Annotated in this window: 13 protein-coding genes and 4 tRNA genes; 9 read left to right on the top strand and 8 right to left on the bottom strand. The window is 37.6% G+C overall.

Annotation, left to right across the window (positions count from 1 at the left end):
• The first annotated feature begins 21 nt into the window (after positions 1-21).
• The 8 genes from DS737_RS10410 (at position 22) to DS737_RS10375 (ending at position 8,937) form a co-directional block, all read left to right on the top strand.
• The gene (locus tag DS737_RS10410; RefSeq protein ID WP_113997471.1) at positions 22-1,143 is read left to right on the top strand and encodes a PD-(D/E)XK nuclease family protein; all 1,122 of its coding nucleotides are present in this window, start codon (positions 22-24) and stop codon (positions 1,141-1,143) included.
• Between the two features lie 103 nt (positions 1,144-1,246).
• Positions 1,247-2,155: a GIY-YIG nuclease family protein gene (locus DS737_RS10405; RefSeq protein ID WP_113997470.1), complete on the top strand. Its 909-nt coding sequence runs from the start codon at positions 1,247-1,249 to the stop codon at positions 2,153-2,155.
• 35 nt (positions 2,156-2,190) lie between these two features.
• Positions 2,191-2,658: a GIY-YIG nuclease family protein gene (locus DS737_RS10400; protein ID WP_113997469.1), complete on the top strand. Its 468-nt coding sequence runs from the start codon at positions 2,191-2,193 to the stop codon at positions 2,656-2,658.
• Between the two features lie 26 nt (positions 2,659-2,684).
• Positions 2,685-5,561, top strand: coding sequence for a type I restriction endonuclease subunit R (locus DS737_RS10395; protein ID WP_113997468.1), 2,877 nt, complete (start codon positions 2,685-2,687; stop codon positions 5,559-5,561).
• Between the two features lie 86 nt (positions 5,562-5,647).
• Entirely contained in the window at positions 5,648-6,139 is a 492-nt protein-coding gene (locus DS737_RS10390; protein ID WP_113997467.1) for a chorismate--pyruvate lyase family protein, read from the top strand.
• A gap of 14 nt (positions 6,140-6,153) precedes the next feature.
• Positions 6,154-7,035 carry a 4-hydroxybenzoate octaprenyltransferase gene (gene ubiA, locus DS737_RS10385; protein WP_113997466.1) on the top strand — a complete coding sequence of 294 codons (882 nt, stop codon included), beginning with the start codon at positions 6,154-6,156 and terminating at the stop codon, positions 7,033-7,035.
• 110 nt (positions 7,036-7,145) lie between these two features.
• Positions 7,146-8,621, top strand: coding sequence for an alpha/beta hydrolase (locus DS737_RS10380; protein ID WP_113997465.1), 1,476 nt, complete (start codon positions 7,146-7,148; stop codon positions 8,619-8,621).
• A gap of 103 nt (positions 8,622-8,724) precedes the next feature.
• Positions 8,725-8,937 (top strand): hypothetical protein, encoded by a 213-nt coding sequence (locus DS737_RS10375; protein ID WP_004638464.1) that lies wholly within the window; start codon positions 8,725-8,727, stop codon positions 8,935-8,937.
• A gap of 17 nt (positions 8,938-8,954) precedes the next feature.
• Here the strand turns inward: DS737_RS10375 and DS737_RS10370 are convergent, their stop codons facing one another.
• The 8 genes from DS737_RS10370 to DS737_RS10335 form a co-directional block, all read right to left on the bottom strand.
• Complete coding sequence (locus DS737_RS10370; protein WP_005082012.1) at positions 8,955-9,395, bottom strand: DUF2726 domain-containing protein; 441 nt, start codon at positions 9,393-9,395, stop codon at positions 8,955-8,957.
• 55 nt (positions 9,396-9,450) lie between these two features.
• Positions 9,451-9,526 (bottom strand) — tRNA-Asn (locus DS737_RS10365).
• 59 nt (positions 9,527-9,585) lie between these two features.
• Positions 9,586-9,661, bottom strand: a tRNA-Asn gene (locus tag DS737_RS10360).
• Between the two features lie 59 nt (positions 9,662-9,720).
• Positions 9,721-9,796 (bottom strand) — tRNA-Asn (locus DS737_RS10355).
• A 6-nt stretch (positions 9,797-9,802) separates the two neighbouring features.
• Positions 9,803-9,878: transfer RNA gene (locus tag DS737_RS10350), tRNA-Asn, on the bottom strand.
• A 147-nt stretch (positions 9,879-10,025) separates the two neighbouring features.
• Positions 10,026-10,652 (bottom strand): superoxide dismutase, encoded by a 627-nt coding sequence (locus DS737_RS10345; protein WP_004638474.1) that lies wholly within the window; start codon positions 10,650-10,652, stop codon positions 10,026-10,028.
• A 225-nt stretch (positions 10,653-10,877) separates the two neighbouring features.
• Positions 10,878-11,501: a superoxide dismutase gene (locus DS737_RS10340; RefSeq protein WP_113997464.1), complete on the bottom strand. Its 624-nt coding sequence runs from the start codon at positions 11,499-11,501 to the stop codon at positions 10,878-10,880.
• Between the two features lie 336 nt (positions 11,502-11,837).
• Positions 11,838-12,596 carry a Nif3-like dinuclear metal center hexameric protein gene (locus tag DS737_RS10335; RefSeq protein WP_113997463.1) on the bottom strand — a complete coding sequence of 253 codons (759 nt, stop codon included), beginning with the start codon at positions 12,594-12,596 and terminating at the stop codon, positions 11,838-11,840.
• Positions 12,597-12,790: 194 nt separating this feature from the next.
• Here DS737_RS10335 and DS737_RS10330 point away from each other — a divergent pair, with 194 nt between their 5' ends.
• Positions 12,791-13,972: a trypsin-like peptidase domain-containing protein gene (locus DS737_RS10330; RefSeq protein WP_113997462.1), complete on the top strand. Its 1,182-nt coding sequence runs from the start codon at positions 12,791-12,793 to the stop codon at positions 13,970-13,972.
• The last annotated feature ends 159 nt before the right edge of the window (positions 13,973-14,131 follow it).

Here is a 14,131-nt window from a genome sequence, read left to right as displayed (position 1 = left end):
ATAGGAACATAGAGCAAAAAAATGCAGGAAATAGAAGACCAACTGATTAAAAAATATGAGAATTTATTACTTAAAGCTCAGCAATATAAAAAACCTGAACGGGAAATGACGATTTTTGATACAGCATTAAACAATCACCATGAAAACCCAATTACTGAACTATTGGCTTTCTTTCTCAATCCAAATGGAAAGCATCAACTAGGGGATAGTTTTTATCAAGGTTTTATTACTGCTCTAAAACAGTATGAGCAATATCAAGACGTTGAGTTTGGCGAGTTTAAGCAACTGTCTACTCAGCAGGTAACTGATCAAGGTAAATTTATTGATCTATGGGTGGAAACTGATAAGGCTTTAATCATTGTAGAAGTGAAAGTGTATCATCATCAAAATAATCCTTTTAAAGAATACGAAGCTTGGGCAAATAAGAAAATTGAGTATCAAAATCGACAAGATCAGGAAAAACGTCTCATCAGCATTGTGTTATGCCCGAATGGTAAATGTACGATAGCGAATTGGTTAGGTTTGTCTTATACCCAACTGACGACATCGATTAAACCGCATGTATCACAATATGCATTTAATCAAACTTTAAACAAATGGGCTGTTTTTGCCCGCGATTTTTTATTACACCTAGATAGCTTTAATCATTTATTGGACATAGATATGAGTCGTTTAAATTTTATCGTCGATAATATGTATAAAATTCAAGAATTGATTGATTTAAAGCAAAGCGTTTTTCAAGATATTATTAGGCATATTAATACACAACTACAGATCACATTAGGTGAAAATTATCTACCTGAAGTCAATGAAAAAACTTGGAGAGGTGGTCCAGCTTTTTATTTTAGAGGGAAAAATTGGAAGGATGCTTCAAGTTCAATTTTATATTTACGCTTAAATGATAAGCCAATGAGTTGTTCTGTCCGTATGTACGTTCATAAACCGACGAGCGAATTACGAGAGCAGATTAAAGTATTGTTAGATGATTCTAAATACTTACTTGTTAGTGAATGGGATGAACAAAATGGAAAATGGTGGTGCCTGAAGTGGGATTTTTCAGAATTCGATTTGGATACAGTCACAAACCACATCATCTTTACACATAAAATTTTGAATCGGGTTGAGCTTGAGTGGAAACAGTAGATTTTCTAGGATGATATTTATTTCAAAAATTTAGTAAGTTTGACTTAGCAGAAATAGAAAAGCTTTTTCATTTATAGAATTTAAGAGTTGAGAAGGAAGAATAATGGCACACGGGAAAAGTATAAAAATGTTTTTGGCAGACGGGTCTCCAAATGGGATTCTTACAGCCGAAATCATTAATTGGACGGGTCATGTACTTTCAGCACCGCGTACAAAGCTGTCAGAACTCATTCAACGTGAAGAATGTTCACGGACAGGTGTATATTTCCTAGTAAGTTATGATCCTGAAAATCCACTTTATCCTAAAGTGTATATTGGTGAATCAGATGATGTCGCAAATCGATTGAAACAGCATAATCGTACTGAAGAAGCAGGTGGTAAAGATTTTTGGGAAAAAGTTTGTTTGGTTACAGGCAAAGATCAAAATATTACTAAGACGCATATAAAGTATTTGGAAAGTCGTTTAATTGAGATTGCACGCAGGAATGGTCAATGTCAGTTAATGAACGGAACATCTCATGATTACAGTAAATTACCTGAATCTGATACCGCTGATATGGAATATTTTCTTGAACAAATTCAAGTAATATTGCCAGTTTTAGGCTATGAGTTTTTAAAAGAAATTAAACGTCCAAGTTTTAATTCTTTAATTCCGAATATAATCCCTGTAGATGTAGGGGCTGATTTTTATCTAGCCATCAAAGATGTAAATGCAAAAGCAAAAATAGTTGATGGAGAGTTTTATGTTCTTCAAGGGTCTCAAGTGCGTCGAGAGGTAAGTCAACCGACCCATAACTATATGAAAAATCTAAGACCTCGACTTTTTGAAAATAATATAATTTCTTCAGATACCTACACATTTAATCAAGATCATTTGTTTTCAAGTCCTTCAGCGGCAGCAGCAGTGATACTTGGTCGCTCAAGTAATGGACGAAGACGTTGGAAGCAGTTAGGGACAGATTTAACTTATGAGGAATGGCAACAGAAACAAGTAGATGACATTCAAATTTAACTATTAATCATCACCATAATATCAAGGGGAACTTTATGAAAATTGAACTGAATTGGATGGAGCCAATCGAATTAGGTAGTTCTAGTACCTTACGAGAAAACATTAAAAATTTAGACCTAAAATGTATTCCAGATATTGCTGGAGTTTATATTTTTTATCGAGAATATGGTGGAAAACAATACGCACTGTATGTAGGTAAGTCTGAGAATATCCGTACTAGAATGAAATCTCATTTTAACAGCTTAAGTTTGATAGAAGGTTTAGAAAATACACCTCAAGGCGCAAAAAAGTTAATTTTTGCTGAAGTAAAAACACGTTCAGATTTAGGGCGTGCATTGAATCAAGCAGAAAAGGGATTAATTCAACATTATATTGAAAATGATCACCCCTTATTAAATCAGAAACTTATGGCAGATCATTTCGATGAAATTATGCCTAAAGGAGAGGTGATTGATTTGGTTAATGAAGAGATTTTGGTTTATTCAACTCAAAGTACACGCTAATAATTGATTCAAATATGAGAGAAAAAATGACAGTACAAAGCGAATATCAACTTGAAAATGAACTGATTGCACAACTGCAAGGACTGGGCTATGCAACCGTTACCATCAAGGATGAACGCCAACTACTGTCTAATCTCAAAACACAAATTGAACGTGCCAATGGACTTCCACCATTATCAGAAACTGAGTGGAAGCAGGTGATTAGCTTTCTTAATACAGGCACTGTATTTGAACGCGCTAAAAACTTACGTGACCAGTTTCCTGTTAAATTTGATGATGGTTCAAGCAAGCACATTTTCTTTTTATCGAATGACCCAAGCAAAAACGTATACCAAGTCACCAATCAAATCACGGTAGATCATCGTGATTTTAATGGTCGAACCAGCCGTTTTGATGTCACGCTCTTGGTCAATGGTTTGCCTTTAGTTCAAATTGAGTTGAAAAAACGAGGCATGGAAATTGCCGAAGCTTTCAATCAAACGCAACGCTATATTCGTGAAGCATATTGGGCAGGGCAAGGGCTGTTTGGTTTTATCCAGCTTTTTGTCATTAGTAACGGTGCAAATACTCGCTATTATTCTAATGGTACAACTGGGATTGAGTTTGCCTTTCCTTGGGCAGATGTTGCCAATAAACATATCAATGAAATTGTCGACTTTTCTGATGCATTTTTAAATCATCAGCATCTTACAGACATGCTGACTCAATACATGGTAATGCTGGAAACCAGTAAAAGTTTGATGGTGCTACGCCCATATCAAATCTACGCCGTGCAAAAGATTATTGCCCATGTACAAAATTCAGAACAAAATGGCTATATCTGGCATACCACAGGTTCAGGTAAAACACTGACATCATTTAAAGCCAGTCAGCTCATCATGAAGATGCCTGATGTAGAAAAGGTCTTGTTTGTGGTGGATCGTAATGACCTTGATACCCAGACTTCACGCGAGTTTAATGCTTTTAAAGCCGAGAGTGTGGACAGCACCGACAGCACGTATACTTTGGTAAAGCAACTCGATCAACGCCACGACAAGCTGATCGTGACCACCATTCAAAAGTTAAATCGTGCGATTAGTACAGACCGATATTTAGAACAGATCGATTATCTAAAAGACAAAAAAGTCGTATTCATTTTTGATGAATGTCATCGTAGCCAATTTGGTGATACCCATCAAAACATTAAAAAGTTTTTTAGTAATGCGCAGATGTTTGGATTCACGGGAACACCGATCTTTGAGGAAAATAGTCAATCTAAAGCAGGTTTGAAACTCACCACAGATTATTTATTCAATCAGTGTTTGCATCAATATGTCATTGTGGATGCGATTCGAGACCGCAATGTATTGCAGTTCCAAATAGATTATCGTGGCAAATATACTGCTAAAGGTATGCAGAATAACCTCGATGATGACGAAGATGTTGAGGGAATAGATACCAAAGAGCTTTATGACAATCCGCAGCGAATAGAAATGATTGCTCGTTATATCGTTGATACGCACGATACCAAAACCAAAAACCGTGAATTTACGGCGATGTTCTGTGTCAGTTCAGTGGATACCTTAACGCAGTATTATGAACTGTTTGAAAAGGTACAAGCTGAGAAGCAACAACAAGATGAAGCGGAAGGTCGATTATTTAAACCTCTCACCATTGCGACTATTTTCTCCTACGGTGCGAATGAAGCTGTTGAGAACAATGACCAAAATGGATTGATTCAAGAAGAATCAACGGATACTCCGCACCAAATAAATCAGTCTAGTCGTGATAAATTGGATCGCTATATTGCCAATTATAATGCTCAGTTCGGCACTAACTATAACTCTGGTGATGGATTCTATGCTTATTACCGTGATATTGCAGATCGGGTAAAGAAAAAGCAGATTGATATTTTACTGGTCGTAAATATGTTCCTTACAGGTTTTGACTCAAAGCCCTTGAATACATTATATGTCGATAAAAACCTTAAATATCATGGTCTAATTCAGGCTTTTTCACGTACAAACCGTGTCTACAATGATAAAAAACCATTTGGGAACATCATTAGCTTCCGTAACCTTAAACGTGCAACAGATGAAGCATTGGCATTATTCTCAAATAAAGAAGCCAGAAAAACGGTTCTTGTCCCAAGTTTTGATGAAATCAAACAAGATTATGAACAAGCGGTAGAAAAGCTGTTTGCCATTACTGCTGATTGTCAAGCCGTGGATGACTTGCTGACTGAGGATGAGCAACTAGAGTTCATCAAGGCATTCCGTGAAGTGATGCGTTACAACGCCCAGCTACAAACCTTCATTGAGTATGATCAAGACGACACTAAGCTTGATAAACAGCACTTTGCAAATTTTGCATCTAAATATGCTGATCTCTGTCGTGCGATTCGTAAAACGACCAAGAAAGAAAAAGTCTCTGTGTTGGATGATGTCGACTTCCAATTAGATTTATTGCACAGTGACCGTATCAATGTGGGGTATATCCTTACGCTTTTACAGATGGCAGTGAATGCTGAAACAGATGAGCAGCGTAAGAAATATGAAGCTCAAGTACAAGATCTGATCGGTAGTGATATTAGCTTGCATGATAAGCAAGACTTGATACAAAAATTTATTGAAGAAAACATGCCAAAAATGATTAATGGGCAAAGTGTACAAGTAGCTTTTGCTCAGTTTTGGGAGGCGGAAAAAGAGCAAGCTTATCAGCACTTTTGTGAACAAGAAAATCTAAAACCCGAAGTAATGAAACATGTTTTAGATAATTATGAATTCAATAAACGCTTACCAAGAAAAGAAGAAATGAAAGAGTTGCCCAACTATAAAGTAAAGCTATTTGATCGGGACAGTGTATTAACCAATTTGTTGGTGAAAACACGACAGTTGATTGAAAGGTTTTATATAGGTATGTAGGTTCGTGCTGAGTAAGTTGATTGGATTTGAAATATTTTTTTTAAAAATTCATGTAAACTAGTCGCGATGTTTTTAGTGAGTTAAGCATGCGAAATTTACAACCTAGTAGAATAAAAGGAAAAGATATTCCTACTGCATTAAAAAAATGGTTGTACGCATCAGGCTCCCTTACTCAGCAACTTACAGATCTCGGTGGTGGTGAGTTTCATGTTGAGCGTATTAGAGAGCATTATCAGCGTTTAGCATTTGATGATAGCAAATGGATGAATATGCCTGCACATCATATTGCATGGGTGAGAGAAACATATCTTTATGGCTCTGAGTCACAAGCTTGGGTGAAAGCAAAGAGTATTTTTCCGATTCTTAGCCTACAAAAAAAAGCCAGAATATTTAAATACATCCGAAATAAGCCAATTGGTTGGTTTCTATTTCAACGTACGAATCCTGCCTGTGAAAGACGAATTATTTATACCGAAGAAGGTTGGGCGCGGCAAAGTTGTTATACTTGGCATGGGTGTAAATTTATCGTACAGGAAACTTTCCTGCCTAGATTTGAACAGTTTATTGAACAGCATTGACTCTAAGGATTCGCATGGATACGGTGCAACAAACTACATGGCGACAGCGTTTAGAAGCCTATTATTATTTATGTCGTTTTGATAAACCCATTGGTACAGAATTAGTGTTTTGGCCAACGATGTGGGCCTTGTGGGTTGCATCCAAAGGAATTCCTGATTTAAAAATACTGCTCGTGATGTTGCTAGGGGTTTTGTTTATGCGGGCTGCAGGCTGTGCGATAAATGATTTTGCAGACCGTAAAGTGGATGCTCATGTTGAGCGTACAAAAACTCGACCGCTAGCGACCGGTGTGATTCGAGCGAGAGAGGCTGTATTTGTTTTTTTAGCTTTAGTTGCCGCTAGCGCCTGTTTGTTATTTTTCTTACCAATTGAAACGTTTTATTGGTCATTTGGAGCGTTATTTCTCGCTTTCATCTATCCTTTTATGAAACGCTATACTCACTTGCCTCAAGTGTTTTTAGGTGCTGCTTTCTCGTGGTCTATTCCCATGGCTTATACGGCTGTCGGACAAACACCGGATTTAATATGTTGGTTATTATATTTTGGTAATTTGGCATGGACGGTAGCCTATGACACGCAATATGCCATAACTGATCGTGAATATGATTTGAAAATTGGTGTGAAATCTACCGCAATTTTATTCGGTCGTTATGATATCCAAATCATTGGTTTACTTCAGGCCCTAAGCTTGGTTTTGATAGGCGCAGCGCTATATTTAGAAAACTTACTTATACCTTTTGGTCTGCTTGCATTGTTTGTTGTCGCAATAGATTTTGTGTATCAAGCATTAAAAACTAAAGATCGTGACCCTCAGATTTGCTTTTGGGCATTCCGTCACAATCGTTGGGTTGGAATGATAATTTTTATTGGAATTTTTTTAAGCTTCGTATTTTAAAATGACTTATTAGTTGAAAAGTGTCCTATGCAGGGCACTTTTTTTATGCCTTAATAGAACCGCATGTAGTTTCATGCACAAAAAAATGACAAAGACTAAAAGGATATTTTATGAAACGGTCAAATATTGCTTTGGCGGTAACGTTCTCTATTTCAGCATTATTTTTATCAGCATGTGGTGGAGATAGTAAAAATCAATTTGATACTTCTGTGCCAACTTACTTATCTGAAACTCCTTATGATGCAAATAAAACTCAGCTTCCAGTGGAAGCGGCTGAGAGTATTGGTGCAAAATCAATCAATGTAATGACTTATAATATGGTTGATGTGCAGGGGAAAATTGCAAAAGCCACAGCAATGGTGATGTTCCCAAAAGTTGCTCCGCCAACTGATGGTTATCGTACGGTTGTTTGGGCGCATGGAACGGTTGGTGTGGGTGATGGTTGTGCACCAAGTCAAAATGTATTGAATCCTCGCTTTTCTATCTTGGCACAAACCCTGTTAAAAGCAGGATATGTGATTATTGCACCTGATTATGAAGGATTAGGTACAAAAGGTATTCATCCTTATTTAAATTTAAAGAGTGAATCGGTGTCTGCAATTGCGGCAGTAAAAGCCTTGAAAGACCGTTATGGCTCTCAACTTCAAGGTAGTTGGATGTCAATAGGGCAATCACAGGGTGGGCATGCTTCATTGGGGATTGCTGAATTTGCAAATAAAGATAATAGTTATAAAGGGGCTGTTGCTGGTGCACCTGCATCTAGTTTAGGACAAATTATTCAAATTTATATTGATCCACAGTTCAATCTTGATGATGAGGGTAAACCTAAAGCTCATGGTTTGAATCGATTGGATGAAAACTTACAGCAAGTACGGTATGCGGTTGCAAATAAAATTTTGACTGAGGAACAGGGCCAAGAAAAAATAAATGAAATCGCTTATGGTTATGCAGAGTTATTAGCTTATGCAGCATTTGCTAGCGTTGGAGTCAAAGCAAAGCATACAAATTATGATTACAAGAATATTTTTACTGCTAATGCTGCTGAAATTGCGGAGTTAGCTTATGGTCGTACTGGTGATGATGGAGCATGTTTAAGTTATCCTGCTCCTAATAGCGAAAATGGTTTGCAAGAGAAATTTAGAGTTGGGATTGTGGATTATTTAAGTGATCCGACACACAAACTTGCAGACTATGGTATTGATTTGGAAAAATTCAAAAAAGATTCTGTTGTTCAAGCATTTTTAGTGGAAACTCAACCTGCAACGAATGCTACTGAATCACAAGTCATAAAAACACCAGTGTTTATTATTCAAGGGGAAAAAGATCAAGCAGTATTGCCAGTTGTTACGCAAGGTTTATTTGCAAACATGAAAAAGAATGCTTTGAAATTTTTCCCTCAAGCAGACTATGCTGATCGTTATAAATTAACAATTGTACCGAATGCGACGCATACGCAGGCTATTGTGTGTGAAAATGCGAACGCGGTAGATTTTATTCAGGAACATATGTCGGCTGCGACGGGTATTGTTTTGACTGATGCAGATAAGGATGCAAGTCAAAATTCTCATTGTACAGGCAAGAACTAATGTCTCGTTTGATTTGATTTTAATCGACAAAAGAGCCTCTTTATTGAGGCTCTTTTTTGTTATAGTGTCGCCTCGTTTGAAATATTACTTTTTGGAATCGGCTATGAGTCAAAATGCTGTTGAAAAAAGATCTGTACCATGGGTTTTGATGGGGTTGGGGTTGTTGATTCCAATTTTTATCGTTGGCATGGCTTTTCTAGCGGCGAAAAGTGATGCTAAAACTAAAAGAGAATATGAGCAGCAACGTGCTGAAATAGCAAAAAGATTTGAGCAACAAAAAAATGCAGAGCAAGAAGCTGCGACTTTGGAAAAATAATTCTCAATCAGTTTAGTTTAGCGAATATCCATCTGTAACTGCTTTATAGATGGAATTTGCGTATAACGTTGTACTAAATAACCTGCTTGTTGCAACATGTGATCACGCTTTTTGTCTTCTAATTCTTTACCTATATGGCTAGGATCATCTAACTCTATAATTGCAATCACTTGCATATCTTTGTCTAAAATTACAAAGTCTGTGACTTTACGATTAAAGCGGCTTCGAATTTTGTAATGATCACTGGTAATCAAGGCGCTAAAAGCAACCTGCGCCAAAATATGATGTTGTGGAAAAGCCTGCTGTAACCTTAAAAACATTTGTGATTCAAAGTTGGTGATGACAGGGCGAGCAAAAAACTGTTGTTTAAAAAAGTATGGGCGTAAGCAACTGACCAATAATAGTAGGGCACTAATACTTCCAATAATTAAAAATATGAGCTGACTGGATTCAAACATTTTAGATTAGGTGTCAATAAAAAACCCACTCGAAAGGAGTGGGTTTTTAGAATCTTGGCTCTCCCACCTGGGCTCGAACCAGGGACCTGCGGATTAACAGTCCGTCGCTCTACCGACTGAGCTATGGGAGAATCTGGATATGCATTTTATGCATGTCACTTTTAACGGTCAAGCTATTCACTTAAGAATTTGGCTCTCCCACCTGGGCTCGAACCAGGGACCTGCGGATTAACAGTCCGTCGCTCTACCGACTGAGCTATGGGAGAATCTGGATATGCATTTTATGCATGTCACTTTTAACGGTCAAGCTATTCACTTAAGAATTTGGCTCTCCCACCTGGGCTCGAACCAGGGACCTGCGGATTAACAGTCCGTCGCTCTACCGACTGAGCTATGGGAGATTAGCTTGGCTCTCCAACCTGGGCTCGAACCAGGGACCTGCGGATTAACAGTCCGTCGCTCTACCGACTGAGCTATTGGAGAATCTGATGCGCATTTTAGGCATGAAATATTCATGCGTCAACAAGAATAGTAAATAAAATGAATCGTTTGCTTGATAAATATTCTTTTCGGATTTTATTTATAAAAAAACTGCCCGAGGTGGGCAGTTTTTATGCAAGAAATAAAAGATTATTTCTCAACGCCTGCTGGTTGACCTGCAAGTTTTGCATTTGCATAGTCCCAGTTCACTAAGCTTTCTAAGAAAGTTGCGATGTATTTAGGACGTAAGTTACGGAAATCGATGTAGTAAGCATGTTCCCAAACATCAATCGTCAATACTGCAATTTGACCATGAGCAAGTGGTGTGTCTGCATTGGCAGTTTTAGTAATTGATAATTTACCATTTACTTCATCAGCTACTAACCAAGCCCAACCTGAACCAAATTGAGTTGTTGCAGCAGCAGTAAATTCTTCTGCAAATTTTTCGTAGCTACCAAAAGCTTCATCGATTTTAGCTGCAATCGCGCCAGTTGGTTTACCACCACCATTTGGCTTCATGCTGTTCCAGTAGAACGTGTGGTTCCATACTTGTGCAGCATTGTTGAAGATACCAGCTTTAGAAGCATCACCAGCAGACGCTTTGATGATTTCCTCTAAAGTTTTACCTTCAAGGTCAGTCCCTTTGATCAAGTTGTTCAAGTTAACAACATATGTATTATGATGCTTATCGTGATGATATTCTAAAGTTTCGCGAGTGATGTGTGGCGCTAAATCATCATAGCCATATGGAAGTGCAGGTAAAGTAATGGTTGTCATGTTTCATTCCTTGCAAATTTGCTGGGTTTTACATCAAGTGCCTTTATTGTAAATGATTCTATGGACAATAGGGCAGTCTTTTAATACACAAAATATGCAAAAAATTTCTTTATGAGACATATACGATACAACAATGATTAGAGTCTTTAGCTCGTTTAGTGAACGTTCTAAAAGGCTCTAACCCGTTTTTTAGAGGTGTAGATTTAAGTTAATTGACCAAGAAAATTACTGAGCTTTAGTTTGTAATGCATCATGATAACGACGATTCACTTCATCCCAATCTACAACATTGTAAAACGCAGCAATATATTCAGGACGGCGGTTTTGGTATTTTAAATAATATGCATGTTCCCATACATCTAAGCCCAGAATAGGCGTATTGCCATACATCAATGGTGAGTCTTGATTCGCGCTACTTTCTACAATCAGTTTATGCTCAGGGGTAACGCTGAGCCATGCCCAGCCACTACCAAAACGACTAATTGCAGCCTTGGTAAAAGCATCTTTAAAAGCATCAAAACCACCAAGTTGTTGATCAATTGCGTCTGCAACAGGCCCTGTGGGTTTGCCGCCACCTTGTGGACTCATGACTGTCCAAAATAGTGAGTGATTGGCATGGCCTCCTGCATTGTTGATTACCATGTTTTTAAGGTTGGCAGGGACGTCATTCACTTTTGCAACCAATTCTTCTACTGGGAGTTTTTCCCATTCTGTACCTTCAATTGCACCATTAATATTATTGATGTAGGTCTGATGATGTTTACTGTGGTGAATTTCCATTGTTTTGGTATCAATATTGGGTTCAAGTGCATCGTAAGCATAAGGTAGTGCTGGTAGAGAATAAGCCATGTGTTTGATTCCTTTTAATCAAAATGATTTTATTGGTATAAAGTGAAGCGCTTTCATTATTCATTTAAAAGTAAATGAGAATCAATATCTTTTAATTTGCTTTTATCTATAGATGAAGAGATAAAAAATAAATTTTATTTATGATTGGTTATATTGAGGATTAAGTTGGTGTAGCAAAGTGAAGACGTATTCGATTCTTAGCGTATATGAAAGAGCTAGAAGGGTTGTCAATAGAAGTCCTTATGACTTCAATAACTCAACATGAATAGATACAGTTATAAGAAGACGAGGGAAAGGAGTGAAAAGCATTTCACTCCACTCAGAAGATGGATTGGGTTAAATCGGATTGTTGAGTTCAAAATACTCAGTTTTAATCGAAAATTGATTTGCAATCGCTTGAGCTAAACGCTGTACACCGTAACGTTCTGTGGCATGGTGTCCACATGCAAAATAATGGACATCCAGTTCTTTAGCTTGATAAAAAGTGCGCTCACTTACTTCACCAGAGATATAAGCATCACAATCTTCCAACGCAGCTTTTTCGATAAAGTCTTGAGCCCCGCCTGTACAGAAACCTACTTTTTGGATAGCAGATTTACTACAAGGCAGATGAAGAATAGAAAAGTCAAAAATTGTTTGTAGCTTTTCTTTGAACTGTTCAGGACTTATCGCATGTTCTAAATAACCAATATTTCCGATTGGATGTCTTTCTGTTGGATCTAAAGCTTCTATGTTTTGTAAACCAATCAAATCGGCAATTGCTGCATTATTCCCTAAGGTCGGGTGAGCGTCTAAAGGTAGATGATAGGCTATCAGTGAAATATTGTTTTGAATGAGTTTTTTGATACGATTGCCACGCATTCCTGTGATTGGATAGGGCTCGCCTTTCCAAAAATAGCCATGATGAACCAATAAAGCATCGGCTTGTAGTGCAATTGCAGCATCAATAGCACTTTCAGATGCAGTCACAGCACATACAATTTTATTGACTTCGGGCTTGCCTTCGATTTGTAAGCCATTTGGTGCGTAGTCTTTAAATTCATTCGACTTTAAAGTTTGATTACACCATTGCACTATGTCATGCAAATTTGCCATAGAATTCCTCAAATGATTTACATTTTATAGCTGTCAATAAAAACATACTTTTTAATGTAACTAAAGCTAGACAAAACTTTTTTAACTTTTGCATTGTTTTTAAGTAATTTACATTACAATGATGGAAATTTCCTGTTCTTAAAACAGATTTAATAATTTGTTCATAACATAATTTCGCCTAGAGGATAATAAACGTGCGCCGTGCATTTACATGGTTACCTTGGGTATTACTCATTGTCGTTATATTCAGCTTTCTCGCTTGGCAAAAATCACATCAGCCGAAACCAACAATAGCGTCTGATGGTGTGAAAATGCCAGCAGAAAAGGTCGAGCCCTTAGTCGATACAAATCGCATGGGTGGGGTGGTTTCTTACAATGCCGCGGTTAAAGTGGCAGCACCTGCCGTGGTCAATATTTTTACCACTCAAAAAATCAAACAACCAAATCATCCGCTTTTAAATGATCCCGTATTCCGTGAATTTTTTGGTAATCAGATTCCGCAGCAACCTAAAAATGAAAACAGTTTAGGTTCAGGCGTAATCGTGCGTGCAGATGGTTATATTTTGACAAATAACCATGTGATTGCACAAGCAGAGCAAATTGTTGTCGCGTTATATGATGGCCGTCGCGCAGAAGCGAAAGTCATTGGTACAGATCCAGATACAGATTTAGCGGTGATCAAAATTGAGTTGGATAAACTTCCTGTATTACCGTTTAAACTTAGTGGTAATGAGGTTGGTGATGTTGTATTAGCGATTGGTAATCCATTTGGTGTAGGGCAAACTGTTACGCAAGGGATTATTTCTGCAACAGGACGATCAGACTTAGGTATCAACACCTATGAAGATTTTATTCAAACTGACGCAGCCATAAATCCAGGTAACTCGGGTGGGGCGTTGATTGATGTTGCAGGTAATTTAATTGGCGTAAATACTGCAATTTTCTCACAGTCAGGTGGTTCACTTGGAATTGGTTTTGCTATCCCTGCGAAGGTTTGCCAGCAAGTCTTAAACTCTATCCTAAAAGATGGGCGTGTTGTCCGTGGTTGGTTGGGAATTAGTTTAATTCCAAACAATTTAGATGAAAATGTACTGACTGCAAAACCGGTTGGTGTTCTAGTTGCAGATGTTTTACGTGGTGGTCCAGCTGATCAAGCCGGCGTCAAACGTGGTGATACCATTGTTCAAGTCAATGATGAGCAGATTTCGTCAGCTTCTCATTTAATTAATTATGTTGCATTGCAAGCACCTGAGAGCATGATTAATGTTGTTGTTGAACGCGACGGCAAGCAACAGAAGTTGGAAGTGAAGGTTGGGGAACGAAAAGTTCAACAAAATACTCAATCTCAATATATTCCGCTACCGAAAGGGCAGTAGCGCTTTAAATTAGGACTGGTTGATTAATTCATCCTTAAGAAAAAAGCCTGTTGATCTTATCGATCAGCAGGCTTTTTGCGCTTTTATAGGCTTTTTATTTTTTATTAAATCATCCAAATTTGATAATTTGATGACAACTGTCAAAGTTTTGATGTAATC

Origin of the sequence: Acinetobacter haemolyticus (genome assembly GCF_003323815.1) — a bacterium.
GTDB classification, from domain to species: Bacteria; Pseudomonadota; Gammaproteobacteria; order Pseudomonadales; family Moraxellaceae; genus Acinetobacter; species Acinetobacter haemolyticus.
The sequence above is the reverse complement of the archived record's forward strand: the minus strand, read 5'-3'. Positions and strand labels throughout refer to the sequence as shown.